Source organism: Balneolaceae bacterium (assembly GCA_034521445.1).
Lineage (GTDB): Bacteria > Bacteroidota > Rhodothermia > Balneolales > Balneolaceae > JAXHMM01.
Map to the genome: position 1 here is coordinate 378,018 of JAXHMM010000005.1, position 18,076 is coordinate 396,093.

Sequence of the window (18,076 nt, forward strand, 5' to 3'; positions counted from 1 at the left end):
CATGGGCAAAGGTAGATCCTGCCAAGCCCTGTTGCACGAAATTGCTGAGACTGCGAGCAATGACTCAAAATATTGTTGCATCTGCCGGTACCCCTTACGAGGCCCAGAAATCGAGCCTTATATTTGTGATTTTTTCACAAATATCATTTGACCTGCCTGCCATTCGTGCTTCTGTGGATCGATTGGTCTTCCGGGAGTTGTGATTAATTCACAAATTTCAGCCCCCGAAAAATTGACTAAAAGGGGAGCATCGCCTTCCGATTATTACTTCTCGCCCTACAGCTGAAAACAGCGCTGCCCAGGTTCTGCGACCTAGACATCCCGCTCCCCTTCGCTCGTATCCTCAGAAATCTGGTATCCCTCTTACCCATCCAACGGAGCTTGATGAGTGGTACGTCGTCTGGTGTAAGTATCCAACTGTCCCTTTACTTCTAAACGGGGATCATTCTCGAATTTTGTAAATTTTATACCAATAGAAGAATGCTTCAGGATCGGATTTCTTAAGCTTATTCAGCTTCGTATTCATCGGTGCCTCTATAGTCCAATCAGTCATATCCTCCTCTTCATCGAACTTGACCATTTCTACTTCATCAGATCTAAGGATCGTTGCCAGGTAGGCCGACTTGGATGCATCTGTAATTGCTTTCTCAATATGGTAGGATTCGGAAAATACGTAAGGGTTAATGCGTTGCATTCCCGAATTCAACTCCCTAAAATCTCCTCTCCCATCTGCTCCCCTGGTAGCCACACACAAGGAGGCCATATAGATATTGTCCAAGACATCGCTTCCGGAAATATCACTCCTATCCCGATAGCCCAATTCCAATTCTGCAATACAGTCAAATGTTCTCCTGACAACCTCCAGATCATGAGCCTCATCAAATAAATTTCCAATGTCATATAACTGCTTGATGATTTCCAGACTCATGCTGTCCTCCCCTCTGTAATAAGGAATCCCAGTTGTTTCCGGGGCAAATGCAGTAAGTTTATCTCCAAGCAAGTCTTCAATACTTGCCGTCTTGACTCGAAGATGTTTCTTGCTTATCGGAACAAATCGAGATTGGATGGGCAGCGAAATGACTTTTGAATAGCAATGATCTTCTATCAGTATATCAAGTAATACATTATCCTCATGCATCCCTGTATTGTAAACTGGTTCGTAATATAGTTTGTAATGTTCCTTCTGGATGGTAGAACTGCTTTCCCGATCCTGCCTCTCGCATTTATAAAATCCTTGTGTCTCAACAACTTTTTCGACTACCTCATCCAGATTATTGGTTTTTTCAGGGACAACAATATCAATATCAATCGATAGACGTTTCGTTGAGTCAAAGTGGAGCATAAGGGCCGTGCCTCCCTTAAAAACAAAAGGGAGCTCTTGCTTGACAAGCCCTTCCAACAATAGCAGCGCCCAATTCACCTTTTCGATAAGCTGTGGATCGGCTTCTTCCTTGTCCGCGGTTTCTTGAATCCACTCTCTAGTAAGATTGGATAGATCAATCATCACTATATTTTGGCACTAAATATTAGTTACTGCCAATAATTTGAGTTGCTCCAGATAATTTGCCAGTTCGTTCCTTTTACCCCTTCGCCTTGCATATCGCAGAAGGGTATTTTGATTGATGGTATATTTTGAAAACGCATTCTTAAAAATTTTAGAGCGCTCCGATCCTTGGTAGGCAAAAAATGTTACCTCATCACAAAATATATCCACCAAAACTTTTTCCAGTGTTGCGGTTTGAATACCATTTACTTCCTGGAGAGGAGCTTCGGATATCAGGGATTGTACAATGTACGCCTCCTTGTTACCTGGTAAATAATCCGTGAGCATTTCTTCATCCGGTTCTTTAAACACGACCAGTTTTCTTTCTTTCAGGAATTGAAAAACGGAGTTGACAGCCTCTTCTTCCACTTCGACCAATGTTAGAAAATGCGCCGCCTGGTGAATACTGAACTCATTGAGTATCGATGTATTCCATATACAAATCTGAAGGTAGCGGTAGTTGTCATTCAATCTCTTATTGAGAGATTTTAATTCTTTAGTAATCTGTGGTTTGAATTGCTGTTCCTGGCCCAGTTTGAAGACTCCCCGGCCGATTCGTTGAAGCGCCCCATTTTTGACCAATTTGTACACTCGCCAGTTGATGGTCGAGTTCTTGAGATCCTCATCATATTTTCTGTAAAAATCAGCTATATCCTTGGTTTTAAGGATTTCATCATTGCTGAAATACTCTTGTAAGTCTCCGATATGTAGTTTCTGAGAAGCGATGGGCAAACACCTCTAAGCTGCCTTATTTAACTATATTTCGGCAATAAACATTATTTACTGCCAGTAATTTGAATAATATTGGCCATTTATCCAAATAACCTTCCACTTGGATATCGATCTCCTGCCGGGAAAATGGGAGAATTTGTCTGAGAATGCCGGATATCCTTACCGGTTTATTTTATCCGTGATCATTGTTGTGAAATATTCTCAATTGCTTGCCAATTGTTTGCATCTGCCGGTACCCCTCATAGAGCCCAGAAATCGAGCCTGATTTTTGTGATTTTTTCACAAAAATCATTTGGCCTGCCTGCCATTCGTGCTTCTGTGGGGCGATTGGCCTTCCGGGAGTTGTGATTAATTCACAAATTTTAGCCCCCGAAAAATAGCCCCAAAGGGGGTATCCCGTTCTGACTATAACGGCGTGGCAAATAACCTGCGTGGTGATTTACTTCTCAATTTACAGACAGAATGGGAACCGAAATGGCAGGTCGGTTGAAGGGACTCTACCACGACAGGTTGATTTGCTGGTTAGACCGCCCGTATCTACTTGTCGTTGATCTCTACGACATTTTCACCACTCTCAAGCAATTCAATCACTTTCGAAAGGCTGCTAGACAGGATTTCTCTCATTTTGGCATTCGAGGTATTACCGCACCTGATCCAGATTACTTGCGGCGGGGGACCATGCTTCGTTACCAAGCGTACGAAATCATGGTCTTTGCTCATTACGACTACTTGAGCCTTTTGGGCCCGCTTGAATATTTTTGGATCTTCAGCATCTCTGAGGCCGAGAGCACGGACTTGTGTTGCATCAATATCATCAAAGGTACGATTTATCCAAGCAGCAATGGCGGGAGAGATCTGCGCATCAATCCATAATTTCATGCGGCAATAATGGGATGATCCATGTTACTGCTGGCATACTTCAATGCAGCTTCGATATCTTCTTTTTCCAAATCTGGAAGTTCCGCAAGTACTTGATCCTGGGTCAGGCCAGCAGCAAGAAGGTCGAGTATGTCGATAACACGGATTCGCATACCACGAATGCAGGGACGCCCGCCACATTGATCGGGATTAATTGTTATCCTCTCTTTCCATTCACTCATAGCTGGCTAGGATGGTTTATTGGCTTATTGGTTACTATTCTAATCTACTTAAACAGGGACACTATTCATAGGGGGGGTATGGCGGTCTAACTTCTCGTTATACTGCTGTAAACAGAGCTACTCGAGTTGTGCGACCTGAACATCCCGTTTCGACGAGTGTTTTTCCAGGTATTCTGCCAATTCCTTCTTTTCAACTTTACCGTTGACCAGGTCGATCATGATAGCAAACAGACTTTTCTTTTCAGCCGCCAACCGGTAGGCATTGACAAAAAGAAAGGTGTACATTGCAATAAGAGCTGTTCGTTTGTTGCCATCATAAAACGGATGGTTTTGACAGATATGAAATCCATAGGCCGCTGCCATTTCAAACAGATCCTCGTCGACATACTCGCCCCCAAAACTGGCCTGAGGTTGGGGTAGCGCCGATTCCAACAGTCCTTCATCCCGTATCCCCTGGCTGCCTCCATAGGAGGCTATTTGATCCTGATGAAAGGCAAGGATTGTTTTCTTATCCAGGAATTCTATCACTTGGCCAACTCCTTGAGCACGTCCTTGTAATCGGTATTGGCCTCGCGATAGGCCTCGGCCCACTGTTCAAATTCAGGATCCATCGGCGTTAGTTTCACATTACCATCCTGGGTTTCGATAGTCAGGGTATCTCCCTCTTTCAGATGGAGCTCATCAATCAATTGCTTGGGAAGGGTGACACCCAAACTGTTTCCAATTTTGCGAATTTTGGTTTCCATGGGCATGTATTTGCGGTTCTTTAAGTTATAACAATGTTATTATTATTTACCCAATGATGCAACGCCTCCTGTAAAAAAAACCGTTTATCTAACCTGCATTTACTGCTCGTATTTTGAGTTGATCCAGGTAGTTTGCCAGTTCGTTCCTTTTACCCCTGCGCCTTGCATATCGCAGAAGGGTATTTTGATTGAAGGTATTTTTTAAAATGCTTCCAAAGACTCAAAGTTTTGTTGCATCTGCCGGTACCCCTCATAGAGCCCAGAAATCGAGCCTGATATTTGTGATTTTTTCACAAATATCATTTGGCCTGCCAGTCATTCTTGCTTCTTTGGGCCGATTGGCCTTCCGGGAGTTGTGATTAATTCACAAATTTCAGCCCCCGAAAAATCGCCCAATAGAGGTACCCCACTCCAAAGTACCAAACACCGGACCCGCCTGGGTTGTGACGGTAATACCGGCTACGTGAGGACGGGCATCTCGGCCTGGCGACCCTGCCATCCCATCCTCCGCGCCAACACCCGGTTGCATATGAATCGATAATTAGAGTGATTTAGGATGTTTGGGATGCACCGTAACGAAACAGGGCAAGATGATCAGGGATATGGAACATGCCGGCACCGACAACCGCCTTCCTCGCCGGACCGGGTCTGCCGGAGCTGCGGGGTCTACCTGGGCTGCCGGTTCTACCTGGACTGCCGGGTCTACTTACGCAGCGGCCCTGCTGCTGGCCGCCACCTTCCTGACCGGCTGCGGGGGAGGCGACTACGCGGGCGACCAGCCCGATCCCGTCCATCCCGCCGACCGCCAGGTGGAGTACCAGCGCAAGGAGAAGATCGCCTTCATCCACTTCGGCGTGAACACCTTCAACAACGTGGAGTGGGGTACGGGGGAGGAAAGCCCGGCCGATTTCAACCCCACGGATTTCGCCCCCGAGCAGTGGGCGCGGGTGCTCAGCGAAAACGGCTTCCGGACGCTCATCCTGACCGCCAAGCACCACGACGGTTTCGCCCTCTGGCCCAGCGACTATACCGACCACGACGTGGCTTCCTCCCCGTGGCGCGACGGTGAGGGCGATGTGGTGGGGGCCGTGGCGGAGGCCGCCCGGGCCCACGGCATGGAATTCGGCGTCTACCTGTCGCCGTGGGACATGCACGAGCCCTCCTACGGCACGCCGGCCTACAACCTCTTCTACCAGAACCAGCTCCGCGAGCTGCTCACCGAATACGGCCCCATCGCCGAGGTCTGGTTCGACGGGGCCAAGGGGGAGGACGCCGAGGACATGGCCTACAATTTCGAGGGATGGTGGCAGACCGTCCGCGAGCACCAGCCGGGCGCGGTGATCTTTTCCGACGAGGGACCCGACGTGCGCTGGATCGGCAACGAGCACGGCTTCGCCGGGGAGACCAACTGGTCGAAAGTGAACCGCGACTCCATCACCATCGGCGCGCCGGGGCAGGGCGCCTACCTGAACCGCGGGCAGGCCGACGGGCCCGACTGGGTGACGGGGGAGTGCGACACCTCCATCCGCCCGGGCTGGTTCTACCACCCGGAGCAGGACAGCGCCGTGAAGTCGGTGGACGATCTCATGGAGATCTACTACAAGAGCGTGGGACGCAACTGCACCATGCTGCTGAACATCCCGCCCACGCCGGAGGGCCGGCTGCACGCCACCGACGTGCAGCGGCTGTATGACTTTACCGACCGGGTGAACGCGATATTCAACGAAAACCTGGTGACACGGACCGACTCCGCCGGCAACCGCAGCCTCTCCACCCGCACGGTGCAGGCCAGCGCCCGCTATCCCGCAGGCCACGCCCTGGACGGCGACCCGGACACCTACTGGCTCGGCCAGGACGGTCCCCTCAACCCGGCGCTCGCCATTGAATTCGAAGGACCGGTGGCCTTCGACCACGTGGTGCTGCAGGAGCACATCCCGCTGGGGCAGCGCATCGCCGCCTTTCGCATCGAGGCTTGGCAGGAAGGGGCCTGGCAGGAGATCGCCCGCGGCACGACGGTGGGACACAAGCGCATCCTGCGCACCGGGGCGCCGGTAACGGCCGACCGCCTGCGGCTGGTCATCGAGGAGGCCCGCGGCTACCCGGCCGTCAGCGAGATCGCCCTCTACCTCGCGCCCGGCTGACCGCCTTCGCGGCCTGCCGCGGCAACCGCAGCTTGGCGCGGGCCAAACCCCGCCCCGCCGCACCCCTGCAGAATCAGACTTACAACCAACCCATTCACGCACATGCTTTTTCAACGCCTCGCACTGCCTTTTCTCGGACTGGTCCTGCTGACCGCCGGATGCGCCATGCCGGGGGAGTCCTCCGCCCAGGAACCGGCCACCCTCGAACAGCCCTCCGTCATCCCCAAGCCGGTGTATATGGAGCGCGGGGAGGGACATTTCCGGCTGGCGCGCGGCACGGTCATCCACGCCGACATCACCATGCCCTCCGTGCAGGGCACGGCGGAGTTCCTGAAGCGCAAACTGGACTCGGCCACGGGCTACGACCTGCCCCTGCAGCCGTGGAGCAACCGCAGCGAGGCGGAGGGCAGCATCCTGCTCTCGGTCAACGCGGACACCGCGGCCTTCGGGGGAGCCGAGGGCTATTCCCTGGAGGTTTCGCCCGAGCGCATCGAGATAGAGGCGCCCTCCTCCGCCGGACTCTTCTACGGGGTGCAGACCCTGCTGCAGCTTATGCCCGGGCAGATCTACCGCACCGACTACACCCTGGTGCCGGCCGACACCGAGTGGCGCGTGCCGGCGGTTTCCGTGCGCGACCATCCGCGTTTTGAATACCGCGGCATGCACCTGGACGTGGCGCGGCACTTCTTCCCGGTGGAGTTTGTCAAGCGCTACATCGACCTGTTGGCCATGCACAAGATGAACCGCTTTCACTGGCATTTGACGGAAGACCAGGGCTGGCGCATCGAGATCGAGCAGTACCCGCGGCTCACCTCGGTGGGCGCCTGGCGGGATTCCACGCTGGTGGGACATGCCGGCAGCGGGATATGGGACGGGGAGCGCTACGGCGGCTTCTACACCCAGGAGGAGGTGCGCGAGGTGGTGGAATACGCCCGGGAGCGCCACATCACCGTCATCCCCGAAATCGAGATGCCGGGCCACGCCTCGGCCGCCCTGGCCGCCTACCCCGAGCTGGGCTGCGTGGAGGGAAAGGACTACCAGGTGAAGACCACCTGGGGGGTGTTCGAGGACATCTACTGCCCGAGCGAGCAGACCTTCACCTTCCTGGAAAACGTATTGGACGAGGTGATGGAGCTCTTCCCCAGCGAGTACATCCACATCGGCGGGGACGAGGCGCCCAAGGCGCAGTGGGAGGAGAGCGAGCTGGCCCAGCAGGTGATGGCGCGCGAGGGACTGGAAACCGAGGAGGAGCTGCAGAGTTATTTCATACGGCGTATCGAGCAGTACCTGAACGGCAACGGGCGGCAGATTATCGGCTGGGACGAGATCCTGGAGGGGGGACTAGCCCCGAATGCCACGGTGATGTCGTGGCGGGGCACCGAGGGCGGCATTGCGGCGGCCCGGCAGGGCAACAAGGTGGTGATGACCCCGGTCTCCCACAGCTACCTCGACTACTACCAGGCCCCGCGGGGGTCGGAGCCGCTGGCCATCGGGGGATTCAACACCCTCCGCAACGTCTATTCCTTTGAGCCGGTGCCCGAGGAGCTTACGGAGGAGGAAGCCGGGTACGTGATGGGCGCCCAGGCCAACGTCTGGACGGAGTACATGCACACGGGCGAGAAGGTGGAATACATGGCCTGGCCGCGGGCGGCGGCCATGGCGGAGGTGGTATGGTCGCCCGCCGGGCGGCGCAACTGGACCGACTTCTGGCGGCGCCTGCAGCCCCATTTCGAGCGCTTCGACGTGCTGGGGGTGAACGCCGCCGAGCACTACCGGGGACGCTTGCCGGAGTTCGAGAACTAAATGTAATTCAATACCCTCGCTTATGAACGGCATCTGGCTGGCAACCGCGGCGCTCGTCATCTTTGCGCTGGGATACCGCTTTTACTCGAAATTTCTGGCCGAGAAGATTTACCAGCTCGACCCCGATTTCACCACGCCCGCCCACGAGCGGGAGGACGGGGTGGACTTCGTGCCCACCAACAAGTGGGTGGTGCTGGGGCACCATTTTACCTCTGTGGCGGGGGCGGCGCCCATTGTGGGACCCGCCATCGCCATCTACTGGGGATGGCTGCCCGCCATTCTCTGGGTGGCCCTGGGCACGGTGCTGGCGGCGGGCGTGCACGACTTCGGCACCCTGGTGCTCTCGCTGCGCCACAAGGGACGCTCCATCGGCACCCTGGCCAGCGAACTTATCGGCGAGCGGGGCAGGATTCTCTTTCTCTTTATTATTCTCATCCTGGTGCTGATGGTGAACGCGGTCTTCGCCTGGGTGATCTCCAACCTGTTTATCTCCTTCCCGGCCAGCGTGCTGTCGATTTTCCTGCAGATCCCCCTGGCGGTCTGGATAGGCTATTACACCTACCGCCGGCAGGGCAACATGGTGATGCCCACCATTTTCGTGCTGGTGGTGATGTACGCCTCGGCGGTGGCGGCCACCTACGTGCCCGTCCTGCAGATCGACCTGGTGCGCTACTTCGGCGGAGAGGCCGCGGCGGGGATACTGGGACTGGGCGCCACCTCTTCGGCCTTCCTGATCTGGATCGTGGTGCTGTTCGTGTACGTCTACATCGCCTCGGTGCTGCCGGTCTGGAAACTGCTGCAGCCGCGCGATTTCATCAACGCCGAGCAGCTGATACTGGGGCTGGGCATTCTCTACGCCGGACTGTTTTTCATGGCACCGGAGGTCACCGCGCCGTGGAGCAACCCGCAGGCCACGGACGTAAGCTGGTTCCCCCTGCTTTTCATCACCATCGCCTGCGGGGCGGTCTCCGGCTTCCACGGGCTGGTTTCGTCAGGGACCACCTCCAAGCAGATCCGCAAGGAGACCGACGCGCGGTTCGTGGGCTACCTGGGGGCCATCGGTGAGGGCGCCCTGGCAGTGATCACCATCGTGGCCGTGGCCACCTTTTTCGGAGGCAGCGGGGCTTTTCATGAGACCTACGCCTCCTTTTCGGCGGCCGGCGCCAACGGGCTGAACGCCTTCATCCAGGGGGCCGGGCATCTGGCCACCGGCGTGGGTATTCCAGCGGAGGCCGCCCGCACCATTATCGCGGTGATTGTGGTGAGCTTCGCCGCCACCACGCTGGACACCTCCGTGCGGCTGATGCGCTATATCATATCGGAACTCGGGGAGGTGTACGCGATCAAACCCCTGACCGGCATCCACACCGCCACGGCCCTGGCCGTGCTCTCCAGCGCCGCCCTGGTGCTGCTGCCCGAAGGGCCGCGCGGGATAGGGTCAGGGGGATACCTGCTCTGGCCTTTGTTCGGCACGTCCAACCAGCTGCTGGCCGGCATCAGCTTCCTGCTGGTCACCATCTGGCTGAAACGCCAGGGGCGGCCGGTGATCTACACCCTGGTGCCCATGGTGTTCCTGCTGTTTATGACCCTGTGGGCCATGGTGCAGCAGGTGGTCTTCGACTGGTCAGGCTACGGGGGCGCCGACGCCAACATGCTGCTGTTCGTGCTGGGCGCGTGTATCCTGGGCTTTACCTTGTGGATTCTTTTCGAGGCGGTGGCGCTGCTGCGGAGGGAAAGCAGGGAGGCGGACGAGCCTGCGGCCCAGCAGTAGGTTTGTCGCTTTGCGCTGATTAGTTGACGGCCCGTTGGGCGGATCAGGTGCGCCGCCTATTTATATCTTTTCAAGTGCCTCTCTTTTCAATCACCACGTCCCGGAGCACTTTTGCGTGGGTGCGGGCTGCCCCGGCGCCTTCGGAATCGACGATCTTGGCCGCGAAAAGAAAGGTTACCTTTTCGCGGCCACGCAGTTCATCCAGGGCCTCGCGCATGGCCTCCTCCCTTCCGGCCAGCTCTTCGCGGTAAGCCGTTTTGAACTCCTCCCAGCGCTGCTCCTTGTCTTCATGGTACCATTTACGCAGCTCGTCGGAGGGGGTAAGCTCCTTTAGCCAGCCGTCCAGCTTCGCGGCTTCCTTGCTGACGCCGCGCGGCCAGAGACGATCCACCAGCACGCGGTAGCCGTCGGAGGGTTCGGGATCGTCGTATATGCGCTTGAGTTGGATATGCATGGGTCGGTCGATTTACGAGGCTGTGCGGCATTGCGGGCTAAATGACATTGCGAGCTCCGGCCCTGGGTCCTAGGCCCTAGGTCCTGGGCTCTGAGTCCTGAGTCCTGAACTTTGGGCATTGCCGACCTGGGGCCCCATTAGGCTCTGATAACGTTGCCAAATATTTGTGAAAAAATCACAAAAAATTCTGTGGCCTGACCCGTCTATACGCAGCAGGCGCGATGCAGGCAATTGCTATTTGTGAAAAAATCACAAAATCAGGGGTACCTTTCCGGAGCCAAATGGGCATACCCCCGACCCGCCGCTCAACCCCCAAAAACGACGCCCCAAGCGCCCCAAACGCCCCCACACACCAGGCCCGCTATCCCCTCGCCCGCAGAACATCCCATACCCGCCAATAAAAAAACCCCGCAACACCATAAGGCGCTGCGGGGTTTTTAGAATTTCTGCGGCTCACCTGCCGCGGGTCCGTCGGTCAGCCGACCGGCCGTCCGGGCAAGGCCCGGCATAAGCCTGATCAGCGTCGACCCACACCCCGCGGACAGATACCGCTAGAAGGTTCAGGGAGAGCTCGCGTAGAGCTCAGAAGAGCGGGCTTACATCATGCCGCCCATTCCTCCCATGCCTCCCATGCCGCCCATTCCGCCGGGCATTCCGCCGCCGGGTCCGCCGCCGTCGTCATCGTCGTCGTCGCCTTTGGTAGGCTTCTCGGAGATGATCGCTTCGGTGGTCAGCATGAGGCCGGCCACGGAAGCGGCGTTTTCGAGGGCGGTGCGTGTAACCTTCGTCGGGTCGATCACACCGGCCTTGATCAGGTCTTCGTACTTCTCGGTGCGGGCGTTGTAGCCGAAGGCGTCTTTGCCTTCCTTGACTTTCTGCACCACGATGGAGCCCTCGGCGCCGGCGTTGCTGGCGATGATCCGAAGCGGCTCCTCAAGGGCGCGGCGGACAATGTTGAAGCCGACCTCATGGTCAGGTGCTTCGGCCTCCAGCTTGTCCAGCACGCTTTGGGCGCGCAGCAGCGCGACGCCTCCGCCGGCCACGATGCCTTCTTCAACGGCAGCGCGGGTGGCGTGCAGCGCGTCTTCCACGCGGGCTTTCTTCTCTTTCATCTCCACTTCGGAGGCTGCGCCGATGTTGAGAACCGCAACGCCGCCGCTCAGTTTGGCGAGGCGCTCCTGCAGTTTCTCACGGTCGTAGTCCGAGGTGGTGTTTTCAATTTGACCCTTGATCTGGTTGACGCGGGCTTTGATGTCCTTGTCCTGGCCCTGTCCGCCGACCACGGTCGTGGTGTCCTTGTCGATGTTGATGCGGTCGGCCGTACCCAGGTAATCCAGGGTGGCGTTCTCCAGCTTGTAGCCGCGCTCTTCGCTGATAACGGTACCGCCGGTCAGAATGGCGATATCCTCCAGCATCTGCTTGCGGCGGTCACCGAAGCCGGGCGCCTTGACGGCGGCGATCTTCAGGGAACCGCGCAGCTTGTTGACCACCAGCGTGGCGAGGGCTTCGCCCTCCACGTCTTCGGCGATGATCAGCAGCGGCTTGCCGGTTTGAATGACTTTCTCCAGGATGGGGAGCAGGTCCTTCATGTTGGAGATCTTCTTGTCGAAGATCAGAATGTAGGGTTCCTCCATCTCGGCGACCATCGTTTCGGAGTCGGTCACGAAGTAGGGGGAGAGGTAGCCGCGGTCGAACTGCATACCCTCGACCGTCTCCAGGAAGGTCTCGGTACCCTTGGCTTCCTCAACGGTGATCACACCGTCCTTGCCGACCTTCTCCATGGCGTCGGCGATGTTCCGGCCGATCTCCTCGTCGCCGTTGGCGGAGATGGAAGCCACCTGCTTGATGCTTTCCAGGCTGTCGCCCACAGGCTTGCTCATCTTGCGCAGCTCCTCCACGATGGCTTTCACGGCGGTGTCAATACCGCGCTTCAGTTCCATCGGGTTGGCGCCGGCCGTCACGTTCTTCAGGCCGGTCTGGATGATGGACTGCGCCAGCACGGTAGCGGTGGTCGTTCCGTCACCGGCATTGTCGCTGGTCCGGGAGGCAACCTCCTTGACCATCTGGGCGCCCATGTTCTCGCGCTTGTTGGAGAGCTCGATCTCCTTGGCTACGGTCACGCCGTCTTTGGTGACGGTGGGCGAGCCGAAGGATTTTTCAATTACCACGTTGCGGCCGCGCGGACCCAGGGTGACCTTGACAGCATTGGCAAGCTTGTCAACGCCACGCTTGAGCGCATCGCGCGCCTCCATATCATAGTGAACTAACTTGGCAGACATATGTACTCTTAGGTTTGTTGTTGAAGATTAAATCGTGTTGCTAAAAGATGGGTCAGGTTCAGTCGACGATACCCAGGATGTCGGATTCGCGCATGATCAGGTACTCCTGGCCATCCAGCGTAATTTCCGTGCCGGAGTATTTGCCGTAGAGCACCGTATCTCCTTTCTTGACCGACATTTCAATCTTGGTGCCGTTTTCCACCTTGCCGGGGCCGGCAGCGACAACCTTGCCTTCCTGCGGCTTTTCTTTGGCCGTATCAGGGATAATGATGCCCGACTCGGTTTTGTCTTCGGCAGGTTCGGGCTGAACCAGTACACGATCGCTTAAGGGTTTGATCTTCGTTTTAGCCATAAGTAATGACTCGCTGAGTTTAGGTTTAACGGTTAAATGATTGTAAATCCATAAATCCTTGTTGCAACGGATATCCATGTTGCAACGGTTCCGACGCAACAGGACCCTAAGTGAGCAAGTTCCGTACCAAACTCGCCTGTAAAAGCCCATTGCGGCAAATTTCCCGGGAAAAACCCGGCATTCCCCCGCATATCGCGGCCCATCGCCTTCTAGGGGCCGTTGAGGGCGCCTCCCTCCCCCGTCGCCTTCTCACGCGGCTGGTCGAAATTTCAGGTCAAAATGCCACGTGCCGCCAGTATTGCTGTCAACTTTTCATAAAGGTCCGGCGTCCAGGCCTCCGGCCGCTTGCCGTAGTCGAAGCCTTCGGGCAGCAGCTCCTTGTCAACCAGCGGCTTGAGGGCGTTGCTGAGTTTCTTGCGGCGCTGGTTGAAGGCGGTGCGCACCACCTGCTTGAGGTGGGCGTCGCTGCAGTCCAGCTCCCCCTTGTCGAAGACCAGCCGCACCACGGCGCTCTCCACCTTGGGAGGCGGGTCGAAGCAGTGGCGGGAAACCGTGAACAGTATTTCGGGCGAGCTCATCAGCTGGGTCTGCACGCTAAGGATGCCGTAGTCCTTGGTGCGGATGCCGGATACCAGCCGCTCGGCCACCTCCTTCTGCATCATCAGGGTGGCCGTAGCCAGGTGTTCGCGCGCCTCCAGCAGGGCGAAGAGAATCTGGCTGGTGATGTAGTAGGGGAGGTTGCCCACCACATGGGTGCGTGCCTTGCCCGCCGAAAGCCCCGCCCAGTCGGTGTCGAGCACGTCCTGTTCCACAAGCTCCAGCTCCGGGAAGCGCTCGCGCAGCACCTCCACGGCGCGCTGGTCCAGCTCCACGGCGGCCATGTCGGGATGGCGCTCCAGCAGGGCCTCGGTGAGGGTGCCCGTGCCGGGACCGATCTCGATGAGCCGGTCGCCCTCCCCCGCGGGAAGTGAGTCGGCTATTTTATGGATGATGTTGCCGTCGGTAAGGAAGTGCTGGCCGAGGCTCTTTTTGGGTCGGATCACAAAGGTGTGTCCTGGATGGAGGTGACGCGGGCCCTGTTGTTTGGACTGAATTAATAAATTAAGTTGTCAAAAATATCCACTTAACGCGGCCCAAGCAACCAGCAAACGTATATGGACATCAATCCCCTGGAGACGGAACAGATCGGCATCAAGACCCTCGAGAAGCAGCTGATGAAATCCAAGTCCCGCGTCTCCCTCAAAATCGGCCTGCCCAGGGAGATCTCCAATGACGAGCGGCGCATCTCCCTGACGCCCGGCGGGGTGTCGGTGCTGAAATCCAACGGCCACGAAATCTACATCGAACAGGACGCGGGGGAGGAGGCCAACTTTTCCGACAGCGAATACGCCGACGCGGGCGCCGAGATTGCCTACTCGGCCGAGGAGCTCTACAAACAGAGCGAGATGATTCTGAAAGTGGCGCCCCCCTCCAGGGAGGAGTTCGAGCTGCTGCAGCCGCGCCAGATCCTGCTCTCCGCCCTTCACCTGGGCGGGGCAACGGAGGAATTTCTGGACGTCCTCATCCGGAAGAATATCACCGCCATCGGCTACGAGTTCATACAGAGCGAGGACAAGGAGTTTCCCATCGTGCGGATGATGCACGAGATCACCGGTTCCATGGCCGTGCAGATCGCCGCCCACTACCTGGAGAAGAGCGACGGTGGACCCGGTATCATGCTGGGGGGTATTTCGGGCATCCCGCCGGCCACCGTGGTGATCCTGGGGGCGGGAATCACGGCCGAATACGCCGCCCGCACCGCCCTGGGCTACGGGGCGCAGGTCTTCGTGATGGACAACGACCTGGCCCTCCTTCGCCACCTTGAAAACGCGCTGGACCGGCGCATTATCACCGCCACGGCCAACTACCAGTACCTCAGCTCGGCCCTGAAGTACGCCGACGTGGTCATCGGGGCGGCCATGTTTGAGGGAGAGCGCGCCCCCGTGTGGGTCACCGAGTCGATGGTAGCCAGCATGAAGGCGGGCAGCGTGATCGTGGACACGGTCATGGACCAGGGAGGGTGCATCGCCACCAGCCGCGCCACCTCCCACTCCGAGCCGGTGTTTTCGGAGTACGATGTCATACATTACTGCGTGCCCAACATCCCGTCCAACGTGGCGCGCACGGCCACCTACGCCCTCAACAACGTGCTGGCAAGTTACCTGCTGGCCATAGGCGACGCCGGGGGCATCCAGCAGTGCCTCTGGTCGAACACCGCCCTGCGCAACGGCACCTACATCTACAAAAAACACCTGACCAAGAAGGCGCTGGCCAGCCAGTTCGACATGCCCTACCGCGACATTGAAATGCTCATCGCAAGCCAGATCTGAGCCACCCCGCATGGCCCCTGACGAGCTGAATCCCTCCAACTACCGGCGCATCTCTTATATCAACTGGGTGATCACCCTGCCGCTGGCCATTCTGTTTGCCTGGCCCTATTTGTACCTGGGGAGGCTGGCCGGCATCGAAAGCTGGGCCCTCTATCCCGGCAGCATTTTATTTGCCGCGCCCTTCGTGCTGACCATCCTGCACGGGCACGCCACGCTGGCGCTGGGATCCCTGCACCGGGGCCGCTACTACGAATGGCTGGAGCACAAGCCCCTGACGTTCGGACTGCTTTTTCATCCGGTGCTGGCGAGCACGCGGCTGCGCCTGGCGCTGTTGGTAGTGAGCGTGGTTATTTTCCTGGTGACTTGGGCTATATAAGTCTGCAAAGTCTTAAAGTCAGGAAGTCGGGAAGTCGGGAAGTCGGGAAGTCGGAGGATATAAATTTGCCGGTAGGGGGGTCCCCATTTCGGGCAAATTTCTCCAGTCTATTTTTGTGAAAAAATCACAAACACTTCGCACGCAAACCCCGATTCTTCCCCATAAGCCCCCACGGGTCGATTTGAATTTGTGAAAAAATCACAAATATAAGACACCGAAAAAGGGTCCTGTGGGGGGGGGTGATACTCACGATCAGGTGCAACGAATAGGAAGTGCCCGATGGGAAGTGCCTACGGGGATATGCCTGACGTGATGAAACGAACTGGAAGTGCCGGCTCACCCGAGAGTACTGCCTCACCCGGGAGCCCTACACTAGATCGCCTCCCCCGCAATAATATCCTCGACTACCGTGGGATCGAGCAGCGTGGAGGTGTCGCCCATGTCGTCGGCCTCCCCGGACGCAATCTTGCGCAGCAGGCGGCGCATGATCTTGCCGGAGCGGGTCTTGGGCAGTCCGGCGACCAGCTGAATCTTGTCGGGCTTGGCGATGGGTGAAATGATCTTCGAAACCAGCTCGTTGATCTCCTTCTTGAAGGCCTCCGCGTCGGCCACCTCCTCCTCGCAGATAGCGAAGGCGTAGATACCCTCCCCTTTCACGTCATGGGGATAGCCCACCACGGCCGACTCCACCACTTTGGGGTGCTCGTCGATGGCGTTCTCGATCTCGGCGGTGCCCAGGCGGTGTCCGCTCACGTTCAGCACGTCGTCCACGCGTCCGGTGATGCGGTAGTAGCCGTCGGCGTCGCGCCGGCAGCCGTCGCCGGTAAAGTAGTAGCCGGGATACTTCTCGAAGTAGGTTTCCATGTAGCGCTCCTCCTCGCCCCAGATGCCGCGGGTCACGCCCGGCCACGGATGCTTGATGACCAGGTTGCCCTGCGCCTCGGTCTCGTCAATCTCGTTGCCCTCATCGTCCATCAGCGCGGGCTGCACACCGGGCAGCGGCAGGGTGGCGAAGCCGGGCTTGGTGGGCGTCACGCCGGCCAGTGGCGAAATCATGATCCCGGCGGTCTCGGTCTGCCACCAGGTGTCGACGATGGGACACTCCCCGCCGCCGATCATCTGGTCGTACCAGTGCCAGGCCTCCTCGTTGATGGGCTCGCCCACGGTGCCCAGCACTTTCAGGGAGCTCAGGTCGTATTTCTCGACGTATTCGTCGTCTTCCTTCATGAGGGCGCGGATGGCCGTGGGGGCCGTGTAGAAATGGGTGACGCCGTACTTCTCGCACACCTCCCACAGGCGGCCCGGATCGGGGTAGGTGGGCGTGCCCTCGAAAATAATACCGGTCGCCCCGTTGAGCAGGGGACCGTAGATAATATAGGAGTGTCCGGTGATCCAGCCGGCGTCGGCCGTGCACCAGTAGACGTCCTCCTCTTCCACCTGAAAAACGTTGCGGAAGGTGTAGCTGGTGTAGACCATGTAGCCCCCGCAGGTGTGCACCTGTCCCTTGGGCTTGCCGGTGGAGCCGGAGGTATAGAGAATAAAAAGCGGGTCCTCGGCATCCATCTCCACGGCCTCGTGCTCTTTGGAGGCGTTGCGGATAAGCATATGCCACCACTCGTCGCGCCCCTCCTTCCAGCTGATGTCGCGGTTGGTGCGCTGGCAGACGATGCACGACTCGACGGTGGGACAGCTCTCCAGGGCCTCGTCGGAGATGTCCTTCAGCGGCACGTGCTTGTCGCCGCGCCGCAGGCCGTCGTTGGTGATGAGCATTTTGGCGTCGCAGTCCTGTATGCGTTCGGCGAGCGACTGCGCCGAGAAGCCGGCGAAAACGATGGAGTGCACCGCGCCGACGCGGGCGCAGGCGAGGGCGGCGATGGCCAGCTCGGGCGTCATGGCCATGTAGATGGCCACGCGGTCGCCCTTTTCGATGCCCTTCGACTCCAGCACGTTGGCGAAGCGGCAGACGTCCTCGTGCAGCTGCCGGTAGGTGATGGTGCGCCGGAAGGAGTCGGGGTGATTGGGCTCGAAAATAAAGGCCGTCTTGTTGCCCATGGTGTTCAGGTGGCGGTCCAGGGCGTTCTCGGTGATGTTGAGCTTGCCGCCCTCGAACCACTTCACGTTGCCCTCCTCGAAGGAGCCCGAATGGGTTTTATCCCAGTGCCTGCGCCAGTAGAAGGTGCCCGCCTCGTGCGCCCAGAACTTTTCGGGGTTCCGTACGCTCTCCTGGTAGGCGTCCTCGTACTCGTCGAAATCGTTGATGTTCAGCCACATAATAGGGTTCCTTGCTGGAAAATTTCTGGTTTGGGCCCGCGGCGCGATGGCCTTCGGGGATGCGGACGTGGCAGCGCACTTGCTGCGCCGGTTGACTGCATGGCCGCAGATCTCCGGGCTCCTCCCGCCGCCCTCTTAA

Annotated in this window: 16 protein-coding genes; 5 read left to right on the top strand and 11 right to left on the bottom strand. The window is 57.8% G+C overall.

Annotation, left to right across the window (positions count from 1 at the left end; translation table 11 throughout):
- Positions 1-442 precede the first annotated feature (442 nt).
- From U5K31_05725 to U5K31_05750, 6 genes are all read right to left on the bottom strand, one after another.
- On the bottom strand, positions 443-1,504 hold the full coding sequence (locus U5K31_05725) for a nucleotidyl transferase AbiEii/AbiGii toxin family protein (GenBank protein MDZ7772226.1): 1,062 nt from the start codon (positions 1,502-1,504) through the stop codon (positions 443-445).
- 15 nt (positions 1,505-1,519) lie between these two features.
- Positions 1,520-2,275 carry a DUF6577 family protein gene (locus tag U5K31_05730; protein ID MDZ7772227.1) on the bottom strand — a complete coding sequence of 252 codons (756 nt, stop codon included), beginning with the start codon at positions 2,273-2,275 and terminating at the stop codon, positions 1,520-1,522.
- Positions 2,276-2,812: 537 nt separating this feature from the next.
- On the bottom strand, positions 2,813-3,154 hold the full coding sequence (locus tag U5K31_05735; protein ID MDZ7772228.1) for a DUF5615 family PIN-like protein: 342 nt from the start codon (positions 3,152-3,154) through the stop codon (positions 2,813-2,815).
- Positions 3,151-3,375, bottom strand: coding sequence for a DUF433 domain-containing protein (locus U5K31_05740; GenBank protein MDZ7772229.1), 225 nt, complete (start codon positions 3,373-3,375; stop codon positions 3,151-3,153). The genes U5K31_05735 and U5K31_05740 overlap by 4 nt, the downstream gene beginning before the upstream one ends.
- Positions 3,376-3,492: 117 nt before the next feature.
- Positions 3,493-3,903 carry a type II toxin-antitoxin system death-on-curing family toxin gene (locus tag U5K31_05745; GenBank protein MDZ7772230.1) on the bottom strand — a complete coding sequence of 137 codons (411 nt, stop codon included), beginning with the start codon at positions 3,901-3,903 and terminating at the stop codon, positions 3,493-3,495.
- Positions 3,900-4,121 carry an AbrB/MazE/SpoVT family DNA-binding domain-containing protein gene (locus U5K31_05750; protein MDZ7772231.1) on the bottom strand — a complete coding sequence of 74 codons (222 nt, stop codon included), beginning with the start codon at positions 4,119-4,121 and terminating at the stop codon, positions 3,900-3,902. Before U5K31_05750 ends, U5K31_05745 begins: the two co-directional genes overlap by 4 nt.
- A 590-nt stretch (positions 4,122-4,711) precedes the next feature.
- Here U5K31_05750 and U5K31_05755 point away from each other — a divergent pair.
- From U5K31_05755 to U5K31_05765, 3 genes are all read left to right on the top strand, one after another.
- A complete protein-coding gene (locus U5K31_05755; GenBank protein MDZ7772232.1) occupies positions 4,712-6,262 on the top strand; it encodes an alpha-L-fucosidase in 1,551 nt (516 codons plus the stop codon).
- 102 nt (positions 6,263-6,364) lie between these two features.
- Positions 6,365-8,065: a beta-N-acetylhexosaminidase gene (locus U5K31_05760; GenBank protein ID MDZ7772233.1), complete on the top strand. Its 1,701-nt coding sequence runs from the start codon at positions 6,365-6,367 to the stop codon at positions 8,063-8,065.
- 22 nt (positions 8,066-8,087) lie between these two features.
- Positions 8,088-9,836, top strand: coding sequence for a carbon starvation protein A (locus U5K31_05765; protein MDZ7772234.1), 1,749 nt, complete (start codon positions 8,088-8,090; stop codon positions 9,834-9,836).
- Between the two features lie 70 nt (positions 9,837-9,906).
- Here U5K31_05765 and U5K31_05770 read toward each other — a convergent pair whose 3' ends face one another.
- The 4 genes from U5K31_05770 to rsmA form a co-directional block, all read right to left on the bottom strand.
- Positions 9,907-10,290 carry a DUF488 family protein gene (locus U5K31_05770; protein MDZ7772235.1) on the bottom strand — a complete coding sequence of 128 codons (384 nt, stop codon included), beginning with the start codon at positions 10,288-10,290 and terminating at the stop codon, positions 9,907-9,909.
- Between the two features lie 596 nt (positions 10,291-10,886).
- Positions 10,887-12,569: a chaperonin GroEL gene (gene groL, locus U5K31_05775; protein ID MDZ7772236.1), complete on the bottom strand. Its 1,683-nt coding sequence runs from the start codon at positions 12,567-12,569 to the stop codon at positions 10,887-10,889.
- A 58-nt stretch (positions 12,570-12,627) separates the two neighbouring features.
- Complete coding sequence (gene groES / locus U5K31_05780) at positions 12,628-12,921, bottom strand: co-chaperone GroES (GenBank protein ID MDZ7772237.1); 294 nt, start codon at positions 12,919-12,921, stop codon at positions 12,628-12,630.
- 269 nt (positions 12,922-13,190) lie between these two features.
- Positions 13,191-13,964: a 16S rRNA (adenine(1518)-N(6)/adenine(1519)-N(6))-dimethyltransferase RsmA gene (gene rsmA / locus U5K31_05785; protein MDZ7772238.1), complete on the bottom strand. Its 774-nt coding sequence runs from the start codon at positions 13,962-13,964 to the stop codon at positions 13,191-13,193.
- A gap of 111 nt (positions 13,965-14,075) precedes the next feature.
- Here rsmA and U5K31_05790 point away from each other — a divergent pair, with 111 nt between their 5' ends.
- Together U5K31_05790 and U5K31_05795 are read left to right on the top strand one after the other, a co-directional pair.
- A complete protein-coding gene (locus tag U5K31_05790; protein MDZ7772239.1) occupies positions 14,076-15,290 on the top strand; it encodes an alanine dehydrogenase in 1,215 nt (404 codons plus the stop codon).
- A 10-nt stretch (positions 15,291-15,300) separates the two neighbouring features.
- Positions 15,301-15,666: a hypothetical protein gene (locus U5K31_05795; GenBank protein MDZ7772240.1), complete on the top strand. Its 366-nt coding sequence runs from the start codon at positions 15,301-15,303 to the stop codon at positions 15,664-15,666.
- A 372-nt stretch (positions 15,667-16,038) separates the two neighbouring features.
- On the opposite strand, the gene acs is transcribed toward U5K31_05795, so the two are convergent.
- The gene (gene acs / locus U5K31_05800; GenBank protein ID MDZ7772241.1) at positions 16,039-18,048 is read right to left on the bottom strand and encodes an acetate--CoA ligase; all 2,010 of its coding nucleotides are present in this window, start codon (positions 18,046-18,048) and stop codon (positions 16,039-16,041) included.
- Positions 18,049-18,076 lie beyond the last annotated feature (28 nt).

Coding starts and splice junctions, on each gene's coding strand:
- U5K31_05725 (MDZ7772226.1), bottom strand. CDS start 1,504: ATGATTGATCTATCCAATCTTACTAGAGAGTGGATTCAAGAAACCGCG.
- U5K31_05735 (MDZ7772228.1), bottom strand. CDS start 3,154: ATGAAATTATGGATTGATGCGCAGATCTCTCCCGCCATTGCTGCTTGG.
- U5K31_05740 (MDZ7772229.1), bottom strand. CDS start 3,375: ATGAGTGAATGGAAAGAGAGGATAACAATTAATCCCGATCAATGTGGC.
- U5K31_05750 (MDZ7772231.1), bottom strand. CDS start 4,121: ATGGAAACCAAAATTCGCAAAATTGGAAACAGTTTGGGTGTCACCCTT.
- U5K31_05755 (MDZ7772232.1), top strand. CDS start 4,712: ATGATCAGGGATATGGAACATGCCGGCACCGACAACCGCCTTCCTCGC.
- U5K31_05760 (MDZ7772233.1), top strand. CDS start 6,365: ATGCTTTTTCAACGCCTCGCACTGCCTTTTCTCGGACTGGTCCTGCTG.
- U5K31_05765 (MDZ7772234.1), top strand. CDS start 8,088: ATGAACGGCATCTGGCTGGCAACCGCGGCGCTCGTCATCTTTGCGCTG.
- U5K31_05770 (MDZ7772235.1), bottom strand. CDS start 10,290: ATGCATATCCAACTCAAGCGCATATACGACGATCCCGAACCCTCCGAC.
- groL (MDZ7772236.1), bottom strand. CDS start 12,569: ATGTCTGCCAAGTTAGTTCACTATGATATGGAGGCGCGCGATGCGCTC.
- groES (MDZ7772237.1), bottom strand. CDS start 12,921: ATGGCTAAAACGAAGATCAAACCCTTAAGCGATCGTGTACTGGTTCAG.
- U5K31_05790 (MDZ7772239.1), top strand. CDS start 14,076: ATGGACATCAATCCCCTGGAGACGGAACAGATCGGCATCAAGACCCTC.
- U5K31_05795 (MDZ7772240.1), top strand. CDS start 15,301: ATGGCCCCTGACGAGCTGAATCCCTCCAACTACCGGCGCATCTCTTAT.